Origin of the sequence: Enterobacter sp. BIGb0383, from assembly GCF_003751845.1 — a bacterium.
Classification (GTDB): Bacteria; Pseudomonadota; Gammaproteobacteria; order Enterobacterales; family Enterobacteriaceae; genus BIGb0383.
The window spans coordinates 1,148,213-1,168,822 of the sequence record NZ_RJKQ01000001.1 but is presented as its reverse complement, the minus strand read 5'-3'; the positions used below and the strand labels follow the sequence as shown (position 1 = coordinate 1,168,822).

Sequence of the window (20,610 nt, the reverse complement as noted above, 5' to 3'; positions counted from 1 at the left end):
AAACGGTTAAGTTAAGCAGCGCTTATGCTGCTTAACTTAACGTATAATTAGAGGAGATGTTAATGGGAGATACAGCAGATATCGATCCTGAATTAGCCGCAGCGCTTAGCGTGTTTAAACATTTTTTTGATGTCACTCACATTCCAATTGCCATTCTTGATAACAACGGGAAACATATTTATTACAATAAAGAAAATGCTGAGCTGGACGGATGTCGCCGCGAGGATGTATTAGGGAAACACATGCTGGACTCTTTCCCCAACATTAAAGAAAGAGACAACGGAACGTTAAAAGTCTTACGTGAAGGTATTGAATACATCGATCGCCACATGATTTATTACACCGCCAGAGGGAAACTGGTCAATTATCTGCATACTACCGTGCCATTGTTTAACAAGAATAAAGAAATTATTGGTGTTATTGAGAGGGGGAACGACCTCTCCAATACCCATCATCTCTACAATCAGATAGTGATGATGCATGAAAAGCTCTATAAGAACAGTGAAGAAGACAAATATAAAATCATCTATGCCTCGCCGCAGATTGAAGAGGTTTTGAACAAATCAGAACGTCTGGCAGCACAGGATATTCCTATCATCATCGTCGGGGAGAGCGGCACGGGTAAGGAACTTATTGCTCGCTTTATTCATAACAAAAGCCAGCGCAAAAACAAACCATTTATCGCGCTGAACTGTGCCGCCATACCTAATACGCTATTTGAAGGGACGTTTTTTGGCTCTTTAAAAGGCTCATTTACCGGAGCAAAGGACTATCGTGGTTTTCTTGAAATGGCAAATGGCGGAACGTTATTCCTTGATGAAATAAACTCTATGCCGTATGAAATCCAGAGTAAGCTATTGCGTTTTTTGCAGGAGAAGACCTTCTGGAAACTCGGTGGTAACAAAGAAGAAATGTCCGATGTACGCATTATCGCCGCCATGAATGAATCCCCCTTCGAGAAAATAAGGCAGAATCAGCTCAGGGCCGATCTCTATTATCGTCTTGAAGTGGGCATGATTGTTATCCCTCCACTGCGCAATCGTAAAAAGGATATCTTATTCCTGGCGAACTATTTTTTAAAAAAGCATAAGTCACTTACCAGTCAGGCCGTTAACCATCTGTCAGATGAGGTTAAAGAGCAGCTGTTGACATTCTCATGGACGGGCAATGTCAGAATGCTCGAGAACGTCATTATCCGCAGCCTGATCATGCATGAAAACAGTAATATATTAACCAAGCTCGTGTTTAATGATGAAGTTGAAGTCGATTACAATCTATCAACTAACAGTGAAGACATTTATATAGAAAGAGTCAAAAATACTTTCAAAAATCAAGAAGACCAGTATCTTGATGGAGAAGGAATAAATGAACGTATTCAGCGTTACGAGCGCGCCTGGATAGTCCAGACGTTATGTAATAACTTTGGTAACATCTCAGATGCCTCACGCGTTCTCAAGATATCCCGGGGTTCGCTGCAGTACAAATTAAAAAAATACAACATCCAGCTGGAATTAATCGAGAAAGCGTAGCGTCAGGAGGAGTCAATAATTCGCTTAAAACCCCTCTTAAGCGTCAGAAGAGGGGCAATGCGATGATGAGGCTAATTCATTACCCGCAGCAGCGTATCCAGCAGCCCCGGAAAACGGATATCCAGATCTTCCCGGCGCAGTGAAATAATATTCTCCCGACCCTGCGGCCGTTGCCAGATAACGCCACTGTCGCGCAGGACGCGCCAGTGGTGGGTCATGGTGGATTTCGCCACGTCCTGCGGGCGCAGGGCGTTACAGCTTAACTCCTGACCCTCGGCCAGCAGCCGGATTATCTCCAGACGCAGCGGGTTGCCGAGGGCAAAAAGGACGTTCTCAAGGCGGATCTGCTCAGTTTCGGGGTGGTTCGCAATCATAATATTCCTGTGTCGGCGGTTGCTGCTCCGGGCAGCCCGTATCGGCGGTTGGGCGGTAATATACCCAAAGCCACTTTTCGATGCCACGACATCCAGCGTGGCTTAGCCAATCGTTATGATAGCAAAAAATAGTTCGTATATACTCGTACAATTGGACTATGATAAATCCCGTAAACAAATGGCGGTCAATTCCGACCGCGTAAACACAGTCAAAATGACTAAGGACGCATCATGCCCCGACCCATCCCCCTCGAACGCTATCGCAACATCGGTATCTCCGCGCATATCGATGCCGGTAAGACCACCACGACTGAACGTATCCTGTTTTATACCGGCATGAGCCATAAACTGGGTGAAGTTCACGATGGCGCGGCAACGACGGACTGGATGGCGCAGGAGCAGGAGCGCGGGATCACCATTACCTCGGCGGCGGTCAGCTGCTTCTGGCCTGGTATGGACCAGAGCTTTGAGCCGCACCGGATTAATATTATCGACACCCCCGGCCACGTGGACTTCACCATTGAGGTGGAGCGCTCCATGCGCGTGCTGGACGGCGCGGTAATGGTCTATGACTCCGTCGGCGGCGTGCAGCCCCAGTCGGAAACCGTCTGGCGGCAGGCCAACAAATATCATGTGCCCCGGCTGGCCTTCGTCAATAAGATGGACCGCCCCGGCGCGGACTTCTTCCGCGTGGTGCAGATGATGGTTGACCGCCTGAAAGCGAACCCTGTGCCCATCGTTATCCCGATTGGCGCGGAAGAGCACTTTTCCGGCGTGGTGGACCTCATCAAAATGCGCGCTATTTTGTGGGACGATGCCACCCAGGGGATGACCTTCAGCTACGCGCCGATCCCGAATGACTTACTCGACATTGCGCAGCAGTGGCGGGAAAAAATGGTCTCGGCGGCGGCGGAAGCCAGCGACGCGCTGATGGACAAATACCTGGAAACGGGCGATCTCGATGAAGCGGAGATTATTTCCGGGCTGCGTATTCGTACTATTGCCGGGGAAATCCAGCCGATGCTGTGCGGCAGCGCCTTTAAAAATAAAGGCGTGCAGCGCATGCTCGATGCGGTGATCGAACTGATGCCTTCACCGCTGGATATTCCGGCGATTCAGGGCACCGATGAGAAAGGCCAGCCCGCCGAGCGTCACGCCAGCGATGACGAGCCGTTCTCTGCTCTGGCTTTCAAGCTGATGACCGACCCGTATGTGGGCCAACTCACTTTTATCCGCGTTTATTCCGGCGTGCTGAGAAAAGGTGATGCGGTCTATAACCCGGTAAAAGGCAAGAAAGAGCGTATTGGCCGTATCGTGCAGATGCATGCTAACGACCGCCACGAAGTGGACGAGCTGCGCGCCGGGGATATTGCCGCCTGCGTCGGGCTGAAGGATGTAACCACCGGGGATACGCTGAGCGATCCTGATGCGGTAATTACCCTTGAGCGGATGGAGTTTCCGGATCCGGTGATTTCGCTGGCTATTGAGCCGAAAACCAAGGCCGACCAGGAGAAAATGGGTATCGCACTGCAGCGGCTGGCGTCGGAAGATCCTTCGTTCCGTCTGCATACGGACGAGGAGTCCGGCCAGACCATTATTTCCGGCATGGGCGAGCTGCATCTGGAGATTATCGTTGATCGTATGAAGCGCGAGTTTGGCGTGGAGGCGAACATCGGCCGTCCTCAGGTGACCTACCGCGAGACGCTGCGTAAAAAAGTGGCCGACGTGGAAGGGAAGTTTGTGCGCCAGTCCGGCGGTAAAGGCCAGTACGGCCATGTGGTGCTGAGCCTGGAACCGCTGGCGGCAGGGAGCGGCTTTGTGTTTGAAGACGCGACCAAAGGCGGCGTGGTGCCGCGCGAGTATATTCCGTCGGTGGAAAAAGGCCTGCGTGAAGCCATGAATAGCGGTGTGCTGGCGGGTTATCCGGTGGTGGACGTCAAGGCGACCCTGACCTTTGGTTCATACCATGACGTTGACTCCTCGGAGATGGCCTTCCGCATGGCGGCAATCTTTGGTTTTAAAGAGGGGGCAAAGCGTGCGGATCCGGCTATCCTCGAGCCGGTGATGCAGGTGGAAGTGGAAACGCCAGAAGCCTACGCCGGGAATATTATGGGCGATCTCTCGTCCCGTCGCGGGATGGTGCAGGGCATGGAAGAGCGGTTTGGCAGCCAGATTATCCGCGCTGACGTACCGCTGGCAGAGATGTTTGGCTATGCTACCACGCTGCGCTCCATGTCTCAGGGCCGGGCGACCTACAGCATGGAGTTCCATCACTATGCTGAAGCGCCGCGCAATGTAGCCGATGCGATCGTTGCCAGCCGGGCAAAAGCCTGAGTGTCAGACAGGCGGATAAGGTGACTTATCCGCCTTTTTGTTGGGCCGCTCGCACGATGGCTTCTCACTCTGACGGCGATAAGGTTCTGTTAACAGGGAGAAAGTGCAAAAACAGACTATGATTAGCGGACAAATGCCATGCCCGAGGAAGGGAACGAATGCGCCGAGCCACGCTTTTTTGCTGCCTGATAGTCCTGCTCTCCGCCCGCAGTGCGCTGGCGGTCAGCTATCCGTTGCCGCCTGAAGGCAGTCGGCTGGTGGGAAACCCGCAGGCGATCGTCGTCCCGCACGATAATATTTTGCCGCTGGAAGCCTTTGCGGCCCAGTACGGGCAGGGCTTAAGCAATATGCTGGAAGCGAACCCGGAGGCGGATCCTTTTCTGCCGAAACCCGGTTCAACGCTGGTGGTGCCGCAGCAGATCATTCTGCCGGACACGGTGCGGGAAGGGATTGTCATCAACGTGGCGGAAATGCGCCTCTACTACTATCCGAAAGACGGTAACAGCGTCGAAATTCTGCCTATTGGTATCGGGCAGGCCGGGCGCGAAACGCCGCGCAACTGGGTTACCGCCGTTGAACGTAAACAGGCGGGGCCAACCTGGACACCAACGCCCAATACGCGTCGCGAATATGCTAAAGAAGGCAAAACGCTGCCTGCCTTTGTGCCCGCCGGGCCGGATAACCCGATGGGGTTGTATGCCATTTATATCGGCAGGCTCTATGCCATTCATGGCACCAACTCTAACTTCGGTATCGGGCTGCGCGTCAGCCAGGGCTGTATTCGCCTGCGTCATGCGGATATTAAATATCTGTTTGATACCGTGCCGGTTGGCACCCGGGTACAGATTGTTGACCGGCCGGTGAAGGTGACCACCGAACCGGACGGCAGCCGCTGGGTCGAAGTTCACGAACCTCTCTCGCGTAACCGCACGGAATTTGAATCGGATAAAAAAGTGCCGCTGCCGTCAATGCCGGTGCTGCAGACCCTGCTGAAAGGTGAGGGTGTGGATCTTCACCGGGCCAGCGATGCGCTGGAGCGGCGGTCGGGGATGCCGGTGAATATAGGGGGAAGCAGAAGCCCGCAGGGCGGGCTTCTGTAGGTTTTACTTCAGATCAATACGCACCACGCTCTCCGGCGTATTGGCTTTTGTCGCATCGCCGTCGTTCTTCACGGTGACGAACAGCGCCTGGTTTTCCGTATCCAGTGCGAGGCTATTGGGATGCGGCGGCAGCGGCACCGTTTGCAGCAGACGCAGCGTTTCGGCATCAAAGACGGAGACTGTGCCTTCGCCTTTGGCGACCCTCACGCCGCCACGGTTAGTGACGTAAACCCGACGGGCCTGCTCATCCAGCAGCAGAGAGATCGGCACATCGTCAGTTTCCACGCTGGCCAGCACTTTCCCGTCCTGCGCATTCAGAGCGAAGAGGCGGTGCCCGCTGCTGCGGCGCGTATATTTCTCTTTCAGGTGCAGGTTGCGGTATTTATCCCGGTCGATGCCCTGATCGACGCCGAGCACCCGGTCATGTTTCGCATCGTAGACCAGGTTAAGGAGTTGGTCGGCCTGGGTTTCCGCGGTGTGGGTCAACGCCAGGGTATCGGCATTCACGGTTATTAGCTGGCCCTGCATATTGGACACAAACACCCGGCGACCTTTCTCATCGATCGCAATACCGACCGCATAGAAGCCGAACCCGGGGAGGGTTTTTTCCAGCTTGCCGGTACGGGTATCCACCACAAACAGCACGCTATCCACACCGTAGCCCAGTCCCGGCAGGAACAGCCGGCCCGTTTTCGCGTCATAGCGGGCTTCGCGAATTTTATACAGATGACCTTCGCTAATTTTAAAGCGCTTCAGCTCTGCCAGCATAAAGTCGAGCTGCTCTCGGCCCATACCCGATTTGCGCCAGGCGGCTTCGATATTCACTTCATCCTGCAGTTTGATGGACGGCAGGCTGCGATTAGCCGCCGTATCGACCACGCCGACCGAGCCGTTAAAGCCCTCGGTCAGCCAGAGGCGATTACCGGTATCATCCAGCGCCACGCCGAAGCCTTTGACCGCCATCGGGATAGTGGCCTTAACGTCCAGGGTCTTTGGATCGAGGCGCAACACCGTCGATTTCTTCTCATCTTTCCAGTCCGGGGAACTGACAAAGAGCGCATTCTGTTTTGCGCTCAGGGCCAGTTCAACCACGGTGGGTGCCACGGCCGCACGCTGAATATGTTCCGCATTGATGGCGGTGTCCTGCGCCCGCGCCAGGGACGAGGTTATCACGCAGGCGCCGAGCAGCATGCCGCTGAGCAGGCGGGAAGGGGAGGCTGACATCATGTTCTCTCCGGTTAAGTCTGTCATTAGAAGCGTAACTCCAGCGAGGCACCGATCAGGCGGGAACGCTGCTGCGTTGCGGTATAGACGTCGTTGCCGCCGATCATGACCTTGCGGTCGGAGTCAAACAGGTTCTGTGCAAACAGCGTGGCCTTGCCGTACATAAAGGTGTAGGCAAGCTGGGCGTTGGCGGACCAGTAAGAGCCGACGCGACCGCGTGAGTCGTTGTCGTAGGCCGAGTAGTAGGAGTCCGAGAAGGCAACGTTGCCACTCAGTTCCCAGCCGCTGGCAACCTGCCAGGCCGCACCGACGTTGGCGGTATATGCCGGGGCGCGGGCCAGTTCGTGGCCTTCTACGCCGCTGTTGGCGAAGTCAGAGATGCGGGTTTTCAGCAGACCGACGTTACCGGACAGCTCCAGGTCCCAGCGTGGGGTCCAGGTTGCACCCATCTCCGCGCCCCAGGTTTCCACTTTATCGGCGTTGCGAATAACCGTGGAGTTAGCGGCGAGATAGTAGGGAAGCTGCATATCTTTGTAGTCGTTGTAGAAGAGGTTCCCCTTTAACACCACATTGCCATCGTTAAGGGCATGGCGGGTATACAACTCATAGTTCCAGACATATTCCGGATCATAGGTGTAGCTGGTAATCGGCGTGCTGAGGGTAATACCTGCGCCACCGGCGTTATACCCGCGGCCGATACGTGCGCCCCAGGTCTGGTTGGGTTCCGGTTTCCAGGTTACGTCCAGCTTCGGTAAAAAGACGTTATAGGTTTCGTCCAGATCGATACGTACGGTCTGGCTGCCGCCGCTGCGTTTGCGATGTTCCCGCTCAAGACGGGTAGATGCCGTGACGTCAACCTGCGGCGTCAGCGCATACGTCAACTCGCCGTAGGCCGCGCTGGTCCGGGTATCATCCGTAAAGTTTGAGCCGCCAAATATGGACACGAACTCGTCCTGGGTGGCGTCGAAATAGCGTAAACCGGCAAAGCCGCGTAGCGTGCTGTCCCCGGAACCGAAATGAACCACTGGTTCAACGTGGACTTCCTGACCGTCAATATGCGCAGAGGGGAGGCCCGGGGCCGTGTAGCGGTTAATCTGGAACCCGGTATAAATCAGGCGGTTTTCCAGCTTCAGCCCCTCGCTGGCTTCCCAGGCGATATCCCAGATCCCGCTATTGACGTTGCTTTTAAACACCGGGCGACGGGACTCGTAGCGGGCGTTGGTCGGATGCGGTATCGGGTTAAGGCTTTCGTTCTGCGGCGCGCCGCTGTCGGAGTGGTTAAAGGTCAGTTTGGTGGTGACATCGCGCAGGCCCGCCGGGTTAAAGAGCAACTTGGCGCGGGCGCTGGTAGTCTGCACTTCCCGGGGATCGCCCACCGGTTCGTAGGAGGGTAAATCGATATCGCTGCGGCGGCGCTGGCGATCGACGCTGGCGCGGAAGGCCAGCTGATCTTCAATCAGCGGGGCGTTGACCATTGCCGCCATCTGGGAGGAGTGCTGATTACCCATCCCACCCTTAACGGCTGTTTCCCAGTCAAAAATCGGATCTTTGGTGGTCATCACGATAGCGCCCGCGATGGCGTTACGGCCCTGGATATAGCTCTGCGGTCCGCGGAAAACTTCAACCCGCTCCATATCCCACAGCGAACCTGAACTGTAGGCCTGCTCGTTATAGGTCAGGGATCGACCGTCCAGAGAGAGACCGAGACGCGGTCGTGTTCCGCTCAGGAAGGCACCTGCGCCGGTGCTGGGGCCGGAGCCGTCCACGCCGCGCACGGTGGGCAGGTCGTTACCGACCCCGACATCGACGGTGTTGGTGGTCATCCGCATCAAATCGGATACGGTGGCCGTGCCGGGCAGGCTGTCGATACGACGGTTGTCGAAAACCTCCACGCTGGAGCCTGTGTCGAGCAGGGAGCGGTTGGTTTTTTCCCCGGTGACAATCATGGTTTCCTGATCTTTCGTTTCCGTATCGGCGGCAGCCGCACCGAGGGGAAGGAGGCTACAGATGCCGATCGCGAGAGGCGACAGGCGGAAGGGTTTTTTGCGGCGAGCGCGAGTACGGGTGCCCATAAGGCATCTCTCCTGTGTCCATAGAAAAAAGGGAATGACAGTGCTTATCGCTAAAGGCAGGCATTGGTGTTGCTCGTACTACCTGTCTTGCGGCTCTCTTGATGGAGTTTTTGTGGCGTTTTTATGACAAATGTAAAATCTTGTTACCGATGATAACGATTTTCATTATCACAAACAAACCGCCATAATTTGTAGTTATCCTGAGGAAAGATAAGGAGATTGTGTTTGCTGAATCCATCAGTAAATTTGAACCTTTAGGTGAATCAAAGGCTATTTATTCGCTCCCCGTAATCGGTAAAGTAGAACGAATGATTTTCCTGACGCTAAGGGTACCCACATTATGAAAAAGATCGGTTTCTTATCATTTGGCCACTGGACGCCTTCGCCGCAGTCCGGCACCCGCTCGGCCGCTGACGCGCTGCTGCAATCCATCGATCTGGCCGTTGCCGCTGAAGAACTGGGGGCGGACGGAGCTTACTTCAGGGTTCACCACTTTGCCCGCCAGCTTGGCTCACCGTTCCCGCTTCTGGCGGCGATTGGGGCCAAAACGCAATCCATTGAGATCGGGACCGGCGTGATTGATATGCGCTATGAAAACCCGCTCTATATGGCAGAGAACGCCGGAGCGGCAGACTTAATTGCCGGTGGACGCCTGCAGCTCGGTATCAGCCGCGGATCGCCGGAGCAGGTGATCGATGGCTGGCGCTATTTTGGCTATCAGCCGGCGGAAGGGGAAAATGAATCCGATATGGCTCGTCATCATACGGAAGTCCTGCTGGACGTGCTGCGTGGGGAAGGTTTTGCCAAACCCAACCCGCAGCCGATGTTCCCCAACCCGCCGGGCATGTTACGTCTTGAGCCGTTCTCTGAAGGTTTACGGGAGCGTATCTGGTGGGGCGCAGGCTCTAACGCCACGGCGGTATGGGCGGCGAAGCTTGGGATGAATCTGCAAAGCTCGACGCTGAAAGATGATGAGACCGGCGAGCCGTTCCATATCCAGCAGGCACAGCAGATCCGCGCCTATCTTGAGGCCTGGGCCGAAGCGGGGCATACCCGCACGCCGCGCGTCTCCGTCAGCCGCAGTATCTTTGCGCTGATGGATGACCGGGACCGGGCGTACTTTGGCGGCAGCCGGGATGACGGTGACAAGGTGGGCTTCCTCGATGAGAAAACCCGCGCCATCTTTGGGCGCAGCTATGCGGCGGAGCCGGATAAACTTGTCGACCAGCTGAAACAGGATGAGGCGATTGCCGAAGCGGACACCTTACTGCTGACGGTACCCAACCAGCTGGGCGTGGACTATAACGTGCACGTGATCGAAGCCATTCTGAAACACGTGGCTCCGGCCATGGGCTGGCGCGACTAATCGACAAAGGCGGGGCAGCGGCTCCGCCATCGATGCCGGTAAGCGGGAAGCCCTGAGCGATAAAATAGTCAGCAATCGGCTGGCCGTTACCGCAGCCAATATCCAGAATATGCCCCTTTCCACCAACGGCTGCGATAAACTTGTCCAGCCAGCTTCTTTCAAACAGTGCCTGCGAACGCTTGCGCGCAAAGGCCTCTGCGTGGCGCTGACAAAGGGAAGGATATTGTCGGCGGCTGAGGTGCTCATGGTTGGTCCTTTTTTTTCAGAAACGCCGGTGTAAATTCAACGCTTAATTTTCATTGAGATATGAGATCCTGATTCCAGGAAAGTCGCTATTCATCAGTGGGTTATGGGCGTATCGTTTTCGGAAGCCTGAATCATCGGAGGCTAGGGTTGGCCTCCTGCAAAATTGACCTGATGGAGGGAGTATGCAGGTTAGAACGAGGAAGGCCCACCAGAGGTGGGCCTTCAAAAAACGCTTTGCCTGTGGTGCATAACGACTAGAACCAGTTAAGGGGAAGAAGGTTATGCAGGCTTGCAGGACGTAATCTACACCCGGGTAAAATATGTGTCAACGGAAGGACCTGCCAGGAAAAGGATATCATGCCACAAAACGCCAATTATGCAGCGGTGCTACCATTTATTACCTCTCCGAGGCTGAGCAGTTTCATCACAACCTTTCGTCCTGTGCAAGACTACGAAATTTACGGGGTATACATCTGGGCGCAGCATGCTGCAAGTTCTATTTATCCGCTTCTTCAGAACCTTGAGGTCACTCTACGAAATAGCATTGACCGCGAAGCCACGCGTCGATTCGGTAAAAAGTGGTGGGATAACCCTGTCCTGGCCTGTAAGACTCGCATTCAGAAAACAAACTTTTACGGTAAAATAACGCAGGCCATCGACAACCTGAACAGAAGCTGGGAGCAGGATCAACGTCTGTCAGGGGGGGTACCAGGACATCCTCCGGTCTGGTCGCACGATCAGATCATTGCGGCTACTGACTTCAGTGCATGGCATTTCATTCTTAAAAACGAATTCGCAGCACCTGGCGGGCGAAACAATGGTAGGCACCAGCATTACCTGTGGCCCACCTCGTTCGGTCGCTGTTTCAGGAACTACGCCACTTTTTCATCTAAAAATGCGGATGCCCGTAGGCTCTTACAGGAACGGCTCATAGAACTCAGGAAGTATCGCAATCGACTGTTTCACCATGAACCGATATGGGTCAAGGCGGCGAACGTGAAAGATGCCGTGACGGCGATTGATACCATTAGAGTGAAGATCAAACGCATTGAGCAAGTCATTAATGCAATTGATCCGAATGTTGAGAAGATTATGGCCATTACTGGCCTGTTTTCCCATACGCTTCGAATCTGTTCTGTGCAGGAACTGGCGATATATACCTTTGCTCATTCGCCGCGGATATTGACGAGAAAACAGAAGCGTAGTTTACGTAATGTTGTCTCAACAGCAAGGTCACTGAATCTTTCACAAACTTTTGAATACGGCAACAGACTCTATTCGATACACTGCGTTCGCTAATTAAATAGTTCTGGTTTTAGTTACTTGTTTTGCCCCGGGAAAAACCACATAGACATAAAAATAAACACGATAAGGGGAATAAATTTATTCGCAGAGCGGCAGTACTGAAAACCTGGCGCTCGCGGACATTAAAATACGACGTTGTTGTCAGTACACTTTCTGTGGCTCAGCTTTGACAGAAGCGAATTCTGTTGCCAGAGGGATCATAAACTTCCAGAAGTTTTCCCCAGTCCTGCTGTACTATCTCCGGGCGACCGTATCCATAATTCTTGTGGTTTAATTCATCCCTGAATAATTCAATATTACGTATGGGGACGAAAACTGTGGCGCCCGGGCTGGCATCGCCATGATGCTCAGAGAGATGTATCTGTAAACCGTTGCGGTCGATACCCATATAAAGAGGCAGATCGGCTTCAAAGCGATGTTCGAATTCAACCGTGAATCCGAGAAAATCCAGATAGAACTCACGCGCCTTCCGCTCGTTAAACATGCGCAGAATAGGGATACTTTTTTCAAATGAAACAACAGAATCTGCGGGCTGCGGAGTTAGCTTTGCCGATGCGGTATTCCAGTCCTTAAATCCCAACTGTTGAGATACGATTTCCAGCGCGGAAGAGTGGGAAAGGGTGACGTCGCATGACTCCAGTGAAGTCCGCAATTTTGACGCCATTAGTTTTGCCTGTTCGATTGAAAACATCTTTTCTCCTGTCGTCGGGCATTTTGGTGCTCGCATTATCAATCCCCGACCGTCAAAAGATGCAAACTACGCCATACCGGTATGTCAGATAACAAAAAGCCCGCCTCAGGTTTCCCTGGGCGGGCTTCTCTAAATATGGCTCCTCTGACTGGACTCGAACCAGTGACATACGGATTAACAGTCCGCCGTTCTACCGACTGAACTACAGAGGAATCGCATGGAGGCCTATCTTAGCGGCGAAATTTTCTTTGTCAAACCGCAATTGCACCGCGCCATCTCGTCTGCTGCATCCGTCAACAATTTGTTGTATTTGCCAGCGATTTTTGTGGAAAAATACTTTGCAGGATTAGGGTTTCTCCATCATCATTTGAAAAGTAGTTTCAACTTTTTCAATTAAGGTCAATTTTGAACGTCTCCGTCGCCTTACGTCAGGCCGTCCAGCGGACGCCCTGGTACCAGAAGCGCAAAACTTACCGCGTGTTGTTCTGGCGAGAAATCTCCCCCCTTGCTGTGCCTATCTTTCTGGAAAACACCTGCGTCCTGCTGATGGGCGTGCTCAGTACGTTCCTGGTGAGCTGGCTGGGTAAAGAAGCCATGGCCGGTGTCGGGCTGGCGGACAGCTTCAATATGGTGATTATGGCCTTCTTTGCCGCAGTGGATCTCGGGACCACTGTGGTGGTGGCCTTTAGCCTCGGCAAGCTGGATCCGAGCCGGGCGAGGTCGGCGGCGCGGCAGTCGCTGGTGATTATGACCCTGTTTGCCATCGTGCTGGCGGTTGTTATCCATGCCAGCGGCGAGCAGATTATTAATTTTGTTGCCGGTGAGGCGACGCCGGAAGTGAAGGCTCTGGCGCTGACCTATCTGGAGCTAACGGTGCTGAGCTATCCGGCGGCGGCGATTACGCTTATCGGCAGCGGGGCGCTGCGCGGTGCAGGGAATACCCGTATTCCGCTGATCATTAACGGCGGGATGAATATCCTCAATATTATGATCAGCAGCGTGCTGATCTACGGGGTGTTTTCCTGGGATGGTCTGGGCTTTGTCGGCGCGGGTCTGGGCCTGACCATTGCCCGCTATATTGGCGCGGTGGCAATTATCGTGGTGCTGATGATTGGCTTTAATCCGGCCCTGCGCATCACCCTGAAGAGCTACTTTAAGCCGCTGAACTTCAGCATTCTGTGGGAGGTTCTGGGGATCGGGATCCCGGCCAGCATCGAGTCGGTGCTGTTTAACGGCGGGAAGCTGCTGACCCAGATGTTTGTCGCCGGAATGGGCACCAACGTCATTGCCGGTAACTTTATAGCCTTCTCCATTGCGGCGGTGATTAACCTGCCCGGTAATGCCCTCGGCTCGGCGTCGACCATTATTACCGGCAAGCGTCTGGGTAAAGGTCAGATAGGCCAGGCCGAGCGCCAGCTGCGTCACGTGTTCTGGCTATCGACGATTTTCCTGACCCTGATTGCCTGGGTCAGCGCGCCGTTCGGCGGGCTGCTGGCCTCGTTCTATACCCAGGAGCAGGACGTGAAGGAGGTGGTGCAGGTACTCATCTGGCTCAACGCCGCCTTTATGCCGATCTGGGCCGCGTCCTGGGTGTTACCTGCCGGGCAGAAGGGCGCACGCGATGCCCGATTTGCCATGTGGGTGTCGATGCTCGGGATGTGGGGCTGTCGCGTCGTAGCAGGCTACACCCTGGGCGTGGTGCTGGGGATGGGCGTGGTGGGTGTCTGGATGGGGATGTTCTTTGACTGGGCGGTGCGCGGGGCGTTCTTCTACTGGCGAATGGTCAGCGGACGCTGGCTGTGGAAGTATCCTAAGAGTTCATCTCATTAGGCTATTTTACTTGCCATTTTGGCCCCGGGCAGTGCTCAAAATCCTCACGTACTACGTGTACGCTCCGGTTCTTCCGCGCTGTCCGTGACCAAACTGGCTGCGCCAATAACGCCTGATGAGATAAACTCTAAGCCATCCAAAAGCGCTGTTTCTGCGCAAACTGGAGAATAAATCGGCAAACGCACAAAACTGTGCAAATCAGTCTTTGACAAGGTCGGGATGCGCCGCTAATATTCGCCCCGTTCACACGATTCCTCTGTAGTTCAGTCGGTAGAACGGCGGACTGTTAATCCGTATGTCACTGGTTCGAGTCCAGTCAGAGGAGCCAAATTTAGAAAAGCCTGCTTTCGAGCAGGCTTTTTGCTTTTAGCAGGCTACGCTCTCTGAACTCTCTGTTACAGCCTGTTCTTCTGAGACGCCCGTTTCAGGCAGACGACTGAAATTTTCTTTGTTGCTACGTTCATTTCCTGCCGGGAATCGATTTTTTTGAATAATTACAACGGATTGTGATAAACAATAGATGCTGATTCCAGATTTTTTTATTTTCGATAAATAAAGGAGCTATTGATCGGGATGACCAGATTTTTGTACAAATATATGACTCTGAGAGACGGTTTTTTCTCTGAGCCAATGATCAGAGCTACGCCTGCGGTGTTGCTTAACGATCCGTTTGAAGGGCGCTTTAACGCAGAGCAGGTCAGAGATGCAAATCACAACCACCTGAAATATTATCGTGAACAAGGTAAAGATACATATGACGAACCTGATGACTATCAGGTTCGGGAAAGTATGGGGCTTCTTCAGGGAGATATCAGCGAACTTGGTATTATTTCCTTTACGGAAAGCTATAGTAATCCACTGATGTGGGCACATTATAGTAACGAGCATAAAGGCGTAGTTGTTGAATTTGATTTCAATGAGCCATTTTTCGCAGATTCTACGTATGACGTAGATGGGAGACCGTCCCGGTTTGAAAAAGATTTTATGGGTACCTGTTTTGAACTCCCTGAAAAGGTGGATTATCGCAGAGAGCTACCTGCATTCAAAAGACCGGAGTTTTCCGCACCGGACTCAATGTCCGACTACCACTGGAATAAGTTCTACAAAACGGTTCTGTTCACCAAGTCTATCGATTGGATCTATGAGCAGGAACAGCGCATAGTCGTTCGCTTATATGATGCAGATGTAATAATATGCCGCGATAATGAATATGTTAGAGCAACCTGCAAAGAAGATTTATCCATCAAGGTGGAAGAACAAGAGAACCAGAAAATAAAAATAATATTTCCTGAAGGATATGAAATGCATGAGGAGATGGGGGATCAAAGTATAAAAAAAGAAATTTATCGTCGGGTTACCGACCCTGACGCCATTTATCTTTTCAGAGTTAATCCATACGCCATTACTTCGGTTTATTTCGGCTGTAAGTCAGCTCATGAAAATGCTCTAAAAAATATTATTGAAAATAGACAGCTGGGCTACCTGGATAATATATATAAAATGAGGCCCAGTGATACACTTTATCAGTATGAGGCAGAAAGGATCATGATCCCGACATAAACATATTGCCTTATGCACCCGGGCTTCCGACGTTAACAATGGCCGCAGAATACGATATTGCGGCCATTGTTATGTAAATCAAAAGATATTCAGACTTATCCTGCCTGCACCCGAACCGGGGCCGTCGCCGCAAACAGCCACGGCCTGGCTTCGCTGTCCACCAGCGGAGAGAGGGTTTCCCGCACCTGATGGTGATACTCATCCAGCCACTGCAGTTCCTGGTCACTCAACAGATGCAGCTCCACCTGGCTAACATCAATCGGGATCAGCGTCAGGGTTGAGAAGCGACAGAAGCCAGGAATGCTCGCCACCACTTCCACCTGATTTTCAATACGGATCCCGTACTGGTCCGCCAGATAGTAGCCCGGCTCAATGGTAATGATATTGCCTGCCTCAAGCGGCCACGGGTTGACCTTTTTGGCGATGCGGTGCGGCGCTTCGTGGATCAACAGCTGATGGCCGACGCCGTGACCGGTGCCGTGATCGAAGTCGAGACCCAGTTCCCACAGCGCGCGACGGGCGAAGGCGTCCAGTTGATGGCCCTGGCTACCGCTCGGGAACTGAAGAGCGATCAGGGAGAGAAAACCTTTGAGTACCGCGGTGTAGTGCAGGCGACGCTGAGCATCCAGCGGGGCAAAGGAGAGAGTACGGGTCGCATCGGTAGTGCCGTTCACATACTGGCCGCCGGAGTCATTGAGATAGAAGCCGTCCCGGGTAATGGCGGTGTCGGTTTTCTCGCTGGAGTGATAGTGGCACATGGCCGCATTGCTGCCGGAGGCGGAAATCGTGCTAAAGCTCTGCTCGATAAACCCGTCCTGCTGCTGGCGGAAGGCCAGCTGGCGTGCCTGAGCTTCCATCTCGGTAAGCGGGCTACCGGCGGCTTCCCGGGCCGGGACTTCATGGGCCAGCCAGGCGAGGAAGTTCACCCAGGCCGCGCCGTCGGTGCGGTGGCTCTGGCGATAGCCCTCCAGCTCGACTGCGTTTTTACCGGCTTTGATAAAGGTGATGGGATCCGGCTGCCACAGCACCGTGCCGCCGTTTTGCTCGATGGCAAAGCGCAGGGCGACCGGCGCATAGTCGGCATCAAGCAGGATGGTCTTGCCGGAGGCGATCTGCTGGCAGCGAGCAACAAATTCCTGCTGCGGGGAAACCTTCAGGCTTTCCAGCAGAGCAGGCGACAGTTTGCGGATTTTCTCTTCGGTAACAAACCACTCGACGTCGCCTTCGCGGCTCAGCAGGGCAAAAGAGTGGGGCACCGGGTTCATGGTGACGTCCGAGCCGCGCACGTTCAGCAGCCAGGCGATATTATCCGGCAGGGTAATGGCCAGATAATCAGCCCCCTTCTCCGCCAGCACGGCCGCAATACGAGCGCGTTTATCATGGCTGCTCTCGCCTGCGATATCCAGCGGCATCTCACCGATAACGCCGCGCGGCGCGGCAGGACGATCCTGCCAGATGACGTCAAAAGGATCGCTCTGGAGCGCGACCAGATCGCAGGACGTGGCGCGCAAAGCCTGGTACTGACTGTTCACCATCAGCATCGGTTCAAAGGCGATGCGGCTTCCTGCGGATACGTCCGTTTTCAGCCAGTCGGCGAGGGGTTCGTTATGCAGGTGGTGGATCTCCCACGCCTGCAGATCGACCTCGGCGCGAACCTGCACCTGGTAGCGGCCGTCAACGAACAGCAGGGCGCGGTCGTGCAGAACCAGCGCCAGCCCGGCTGAGCCGGTAAAGCCGGTTAGCCAGTGCAGCTTGTTGTCGCTGGCGGCGCAGTCTTCGCTCTGGTGAGCGTCGGCGCGGGGAACGATCATGCCATCCAGCCCCTGCTGTTGCAGAAAGAGTCGCAGAGCGGAAAGCGGTGAAGTGGTTTGCATAGTCAGTCCTGTTATTGATGTTATTAGCGGAACGGCGGCTCGTTAAAGGTGCGCAGTTTGCGCGAATGGAGCTTTTCGCCTTCCGCCCGAAGTAAATCAATGGCGTGAATACCAATCTGCAGATGCTCGGAGATCGCCCCTTCATAGAAGCGGTTGGCCTGGCCGGGCAGCTTGATTTCGCCGTGCAGTGGCTTATCGGAGACGCACAGCAGCGTGCCGTAAGGTACGCGGAAGCGGTAGCCCTGAGCGGCGATAGTAGCGCTCTCCATATCGATGGCCACCGCACGGCTCAGGTTAAAGCGCAGAGCCGAGGCGGTGTAGCGCAGCTCCCAGTTACGGTCGTCAGTCGTGACGACGGTTCCGGTACGCAGGCGCTGTTTCACCTGCTCGCCCTCCATACCGCTGACCTCCTTGGTGGCGTCGTACAGCGCGCGCTGTACTTCGGCGATGCTGGGGATCGGGATATCCGGCGGCAGGACCGCATCCAGCACGTGGTCGTCGCGCAGGTAGGCGTGGGCCAGCACGTAGTCGCCAATGGACTGGCTTTCGCGCAGGCCACCGCAGTGACCAATCATCAGCCACACCGCCGGGCGCAGTACCGCCAGGTGATCGCAGATGGTTTTGGCATTCGACGGGCCGACGCCGATATTGATAAGCGTGATGCCCTCGCCGTCGGCGGTAATCAGGTGCCAGGCCGGCATCTGGTGCTTCTTCCAGGCCAGATCGGAAATGGCCGTCTCCGGCGCTTCCGTATCGGCGGTGATCCAGGCGCCGCCGGCGCAGGACAGGGCGATATACGGACTGTCCGGGTCGAGGATCTGGCTGCAGCCCCAGCGCACGAACTCATCCACATAGCGGGTGTAGTTAGTGAACAGCACGAAGGGCTGGAAATGTTCTGCTGGCGTACCGGTGTAATGGCGCAGGCGGGCGAGAGAGAAATCAACCCGTCGGGCATCGAAATGGGAAAGCGGGTAAAACTCGCCGGGATGGAACAGGCCGTCGGCGGTCTCATCGCCAATTTGCGCCAGTTCGGTAGTCGGGAAGTGACGCGTCAGGCCCGCGCTCATGGAGCGGTCCAGGGTCAGCTCTGAGCCATCGATAACATAGGGCCAGGGGATTTCATGCTGGGATGGCTCAACGGTGATTTCCGCACCGTAGTCCTGCTGCAGCAATGTGAGCTGTTCAAGCAGATAGGGCCGGAACAGGGCCGGGCTGGTGATGGTGGTAGTGTAACAGCCGCTGTGGGTGAAACGGCCAAAGGCGCGGGTTTTCGGCGGATTATGGGCGCTGCCGTCCCAGCTCACGGAGAGCTGAGGATAAACAAACAGGCCACGTGCGCGGGCCTCGATATCGGGCAGGCTCTGGTCGGTAATATAGCTTGCGATGGAGTTGCGCAGGGCGTTAACGGACTGGGTATACAGGGCCTGGAGAGCCTCGACGGCGTCTTCCGGGGTTAAACCTGGACGTTTCATGATTCACTCCTTGTTTCAGCATTACAGCCATCGCTGTGAGTATGTCACAGACAGATGAAACGGAAATCAGGGGATTATGCCGAAAAAAGACGCCTCCCGGAGGAGGCGCACTGTCGGCTAGTGTGTGGATTTTTTCATAAACATAGCCGTTATGGCGGAGAGCAGACAGCCTGCGGTGAGATAAATCGCCACCGTATGCCATTCACCGCCGGAGAATGTGACCAGCGCCGCAGCGATAAACGGGGTAAAGCCGCCGCCAACCACGCTGGCGACCTGATAGCCAACGCCCGCGCCGCTGTAACGGTAACCGGGCCCGAACATTTCGGTAAACATCGGCTGCTGGACGCAGACCACCATATCGTGGGCAATATTCGCCAGCATCAGGGAGAAGAGTACGACCCCGATAATCGACCGGGCTTCCAGCGCCATAAAGAACGGGAAGGCGCTCAGCGCACCCAGCAGTGCGCCGGTGATATAGATCCGGCGGCGACCGTAGCGATCTGCCATCCAGGCAAACAGCGGAATGGTCAGACAGCTGATTCCGCCCACCAGCAGGCCGATATTGAGGAACAGCTCGCGGGGCATGCCCAGGTTCTGGGTGGAGTAGTTGAGCGCAAAGGCGGTGACGATATACATGGTCAGCAGTTCGCACAGGCGCAGGGCGATAATTTTCAGAAATGCGCCCGGGTGACGTGCCAGAGCTTCAAAGACCGGCAGACGTTTTTTCTGTGCTTTCGGCGTTTCCTGCTCCTGCTGGCGTTCGAATTCGGCGGACTCTTCCATGCCGTTGCGCACCCACAGCGCCCCCAGCACCAGCACGATGCTGAACAGGAACGGCAGACGCCAGCCCCAGCTCAGGAACTGCTCGTTGGTGGTCATACTGCTAATTAGCGACACCAGACCGGTCGAGAGCAGCAGGCCCACGCCGTAGCCGACCTGAACGCCGCTGCTATAAAACGCCTTCTTACCTTTAGGGGCGCTTTCAACGGCCAGCAGGGCCGCGCCGCCCCATTCGCCGCCGACGGCAAAGCCCTGGATAGCGCGCAGGATGACCAGCAGGACAGGTGCCCACCAGCCGATGCTGTCAAAGGAGGGCAGGATGCCGATACAGGCGGTGGCGATCCCCATCATCCAGACGGTGAGCATCAGCATCCGCTTGCGGCCCAGCTTGTCGCCAAAGTGGCCGAAGATAATGCCGCCTAGCGGACGGAACAGGAAGCCGACGCCGAAGGTTGCAAAGGCGGCAAGGGTGCCCATTGCCGGATCGACCTGCGGGAAAAATTCGCTGTTAAAGACCAGCGCGGCGGTGATGCCATAGAGTAAAAAATCATACCAGTCGACGACCGCCCCGGCGAAGCTGCCCCAGGCAGCGCGGCGAGCGCGGTTAAGAGAAGGTGTTTGCTCATCGGGGCGGGATGTTGCGAGCGTTGAGTCCATCATTGTCCTGTCTATTCCTGAATGTTCTTTTTTTAGTTATCAATCGGGGATTTGTTACTCACATTGCGCGCGGCAAAATAAAGGCCGCTACTGAGACTACCGTGAGAGCCGTCAGGAGAAAACCCTTTTAAGAAAACGGCGCTCTGAAAGGGGAATTTGAATCAGGGAAAGGGCCGAGTGCAGACGATTATTCGGC

The 20,610-nt window shown here is 54.8% G+C and carries 15 protein-coding genes and 2 tRNA genes; 9 read left to right on the top strand and 8 right to left on the bottom strand.

What is annotated here, in order from left to right:
• Window positions 1-62: 62 nt before the first annotated feature.
• Window positions 63-1,529, top strand: coding sequence for a sigma-54-dependent Fis family transcriptional regulator (locus EDF81_RS05625; RefSeq protein ID WP_123347029.1), 1,467 nt, complete (start codon window positions 63-65; stop codon window positions 1,527-1,529).
• Window positions 1,530-1,600: 71 nt separating this feature from the next.
• Here EDF81_RS05625 and EDF81_RS05620 read toward each other — a convergent pair whose 3' ends face one another.
• On the bottom strand, window positions 1,601-1,903 hold the full coding sequence (locus EDF81_RS05620) for a helix-turn-helix transcriptional regulator (protein WP_123347027.1): 303 nt from the start codon (window positions 1,901-1,903) through the stop codon (window positions 1,601-1,603).
• A gap of 231 nt (window positions 1,904-2,134) precedes the next feature.
• On the opposite strand from EDF81_RS05620, the gene fusA reads away from it, so the two are divergent.
• The gene (gene fusA, locus EDF81_RS05615) at window positions 2,135-4,237 is read left to right on the top strand and encodes an elongation factor G (RefSeq protein ID WP_123347025.1); all 2,103 of its coding nucleotides are present in this window, start codon (window positions 2,135-2,137) and stop codon (window positions 4,235-4,237) included.
• A gap of 158 nt (window positions 4,238-4,395) precedes the next feature.
• Window positions 4,396-5,337: a L,D-transpeptidase gene (gene ldtA, locus EDF81_RS05610; protein ID WP_123347023.1), complete on the top strand. Its 942-nt coding sequence runs from the start codon at window positions 4,396-4,398 to the stop codon at window positions 5,335-5,337.
• A 3-nt stretch (window positions 5,338-5,340) separates the two neighbouring features.
• On the opposite strand, the gene EDF81_RS05605 is transcribed toward ldtA, so the two are convergent.
• Complete coding sequence (locus EDF81_RS05605; protein WP_404851448.1) at window positions 5,341-6,564, bottom strand: YncE family protein; 1,224 nt, start codon at window positions 6,562-6,564, stop codon at window positions 5,341-5,343.
• Window positions 6,565-6,587: 23 nt separating this feature from the next.
• On the bottom strand, window positions 6,588-8,633 hold the full coding sequence (locus EDF81_RS05600) for a TonB-dependent receptor (RefSeq protein ID WP_123347021.1): 2,046 nt from the start codon (window positions 8,631-8,633) through the stop codon (window positions 6,588-6,590).
• 340 nt (window positions 8,634-8,973) lie between these two features.
• On the opposite strand from EDF81_RS05600, the gene EDF81_RS05595 reads away from it, so the two are divergent.
• Both EDF81_RS05595 and EDF81_RS05585 read left to right on the top strand, forming a co-directional pair.
• Entirely contained in the window at window positions 8,974-9,999 is a 1,026-nt protein-coding gene (locus EDF81_RS05595) for an LLM class flavin-dependent oxidoreductase (protein WP_123347019.1), read from the top strand.
• A 603-nt stretch (window positions 10,000-10,602) separates the two neighbouring features.
• The gene (locus EDF81_RS05585; RefSeq protein ID WP_123347017.1) at window positions 10,603-11,544 is read left to right on the top strand and encodes an Abi family protein; all 942 of its coding nucleotides are present in this window, start codon (window positions 10,603-10,605) and stop codon (window positions 11,542-11,544) included.
• A gap of 166 nt (window positions 11,545-11,710) precedes the next feature.
• On the opposite strand, the gene EDF81_RS05580 is transcribed toward EDF81_RS05585, so the two are convergent.
• Window positions 11,711-12,241: a glyoxalase superfamily protein gene (locus tag EDF81_RS05580; protein ID WP_123347016.1), complete on the bottom strand. Its 531-nt coding sequence runs from the start codon at window positions 12,239-12,241 to the stop codon at window positions 11,711-11,713.
• Window positions 12,242-12,377: 136 nt separating this feature from the next.
• Window positions 12,378-12,453: transfer RNA gene (locus EDF81_RS05575), tRNA-Asn, on the bottom strand.
• Window positions 12,454-12,458: 5 nt separating this feature from the next.
• Between EDF81_RS05575 and EDF81_RS24045 the strand changes: the two genes are divergently transcribed.
• The 4 genes from EDF81_RS24045 (at window position 12,459) to EDF81_RS05560 (ending at window position 15,631) form a co-directional block, all read left to right on the top strand.
• A complete protein-coding gene (locus EDF81_RS24045; protein WP_184999468.1) occupies window positions 12,459-12,638 on the top strand; it encodes a DUF5951 family protein in 180 nt (59 codons plus the stop codon).
• Window positions 12,639-12,643: 5 nt separating this feature from the next.
• Window positions 12,644-14,071 (top strand): EmmdR/YeeO family multidrug/toxin efflux MATE transporter, encoded by a 1,428-nt coding sequence (locus tag EDF81_RS05570; protein ID WP_123347014.1) that lies wholly within the window; start codon window positions 12,644-12,646, stop codon window positions 14,069-14,071.
• Between the two features lie 252 nt (window positions 14,072-14,323).
• Window positions 14,324-14,399, top strand: a tRNA-Asn gene (locus EDF81_RS05565).
• A gap of 245 nt (window positions 14,400-14,644) precedes the next feature.
• Entirely contained in the window at window positions 14,645-15,631 is a 987-nt protein-coding gene (locus EDF81_RS05560; RefSeq protein ID WP_123347012.1) for a DUF2971 domain-containing protein, read from the top strand.
• 95 nt (window positions 15,632-15,726) lie between these two features.
• Here the strand turns inward: EDF81_RS05560 and EDF81_RS05555 are convergent, their stop codons facing one another.
• The 3 genes from EDF81_RS05555 to shiA all read right to left on the bottom strand — a co-directional run bounded on the left by EDF81_RS05555 (window position 15,727) and on the right by shiA (window position 20,414).
• Window positions 15,727-17,505, bottom strand: coding sequence for an aminopeptidase P family protein (locus EDF81_RS05555; RefSeq protein WP_123347010.1), 1,779 nt, complete (start codon window positions 17,503-17,505; stop codon window positions 15,727-15,729).
• A 23-nt stretch (window positions 17,506-17,528) separates the two neighbouring features.
• Window positions 17,529-18,977, bottom strand: a complete 1,449-nt coding sequence (locus tag EDF81_RS05550; protein WP_123347008.1) for an AMP nucleosidase — start codon at window positions 18,975-18,977, stop codon at window positions 17,529-17,531.
• A gap of 117 nt (window positions 18,978-19,094) precedes the next feature.
• The gene (gene shiA, locus EDF81_RS05545) at window positions 19,095-20,414 is read right to left on the bottom strand and encodes a shikimate transporter (RefSeq protein WP_123347683.1); all 1,320 of its coding nucleotides are present in this window, start codon (window positions 20,412-20,414) and stop codon (window positions 19,095-19,097) included.
• Between the last annotated feature and the right edge of the window lie 196 nt (window positions 20,415-20,610).

What these genes read in the sequence shown, in the direction of transcription:
- EDF81_RS05625 (WP_123347029.1), top strand. Translation starts at nt 63, where the DNA reads ATGGGAGATACAGCAGATATCGATCCTGAATTAGCCGCAGCGCTTAGC.
- EDF81_RS05620 (WP_123347027.1), bottom strand. Translation starts at nt 1,903, where the DNA reads ATGATTGCGAACCACCCCGAAACTGAGCAGATCCGCCTTGAGAACGTC.
- fusA (WP_123347025.1), top strand. Translation starts at nt 2,135, where the DNA reads ATGCCCCGACCCATCCCCCTCGAACGCTATCGCAACATCGGTATCTCC.
- ldtA (WP_123347023.1), top strand. Translation starts at nt 4,396, where the DNA reads ATGCGCCGAGCCACGCTTTTTTGCTGCCTGATAGTCCTGCTCTCCGCC.
- EDF81_RS05605 (WP_404851448.1), bottom strand. Translation starts at nt 6,564, where the DNA reads ATGATGTCAGCCTCCCCTTCCCGCCTGCTCAGCGGCATGCTGCTCGGC.
- EDF81_RS05600 (WP_123347021.1), bottom strand. Translation starts at nt 8,633, where the DNA reads ATGGGCACCCGTACTCGCGCTCGCCGCAAAAAACCCTTCCGCCTGTCG.
- EDF81_RS05595 (WP_123347019.1), top strand. Translation starts at nt 8,974, where the DNA reads ATGAAAAAGATCGGTTTCTTATCATTTGGCCACTGGACGCCTTCGCCG.
- EDF81_RS05585 (WP_123347017.1), top strand. Translation starts at nt 10,603, where the DNA reads ATGCCACAAAACGCCAATTATGCAGCGGTGCTACCATTTATTACCTCT.
- EDF81_RS05580 (WP_123347016.1), bottom strand. Translation starts at nt 12,241, where the DNA reads ATGTTTTCAATCGAACAGGCAAAACTAATGGCGTCAAAATTGCGGACT.
- EDF81_RS24045 (WP_184999468.1), top strand. Translation starts at nt 12,459, where the DNA reads ATGGAGGCCTATCTTAGCGGCGAAATTTTCTTTGTCAAACCGCAATTG.
- EDF81_RS05560 (WP_123347012.1), top strand. Translation starts at nt 14,645, where the DNA reads ATGACCAGATTTTTGTACAAATATATGACTCTGAGAGACGGTTTTTTC.
- EDF81_RS05555 (WP_123347010.1), bottom strand. Translation starts at nt 17,505, where the DNA reads ATGCAAACCACTTCACCGCTTTCCGCTCTGCGACTCTTTCTGCAACAG.
- EDF81_RS05550 (WP_123347008.1), bottom strand. Translation starts at nt 18,977, where the DNA reads ATGAAACGTCCAGGTTTAACCCCGGAAGACGCCGTCGAGGCTCTCCAG.
- shiA (WP_123347683.1), bottom strand. Translation starts at nt 20,414, where the DNA reads ATGGACTCAACGCTCGCAACATCCCGCCCCGATGAGCAAACACCTTCT.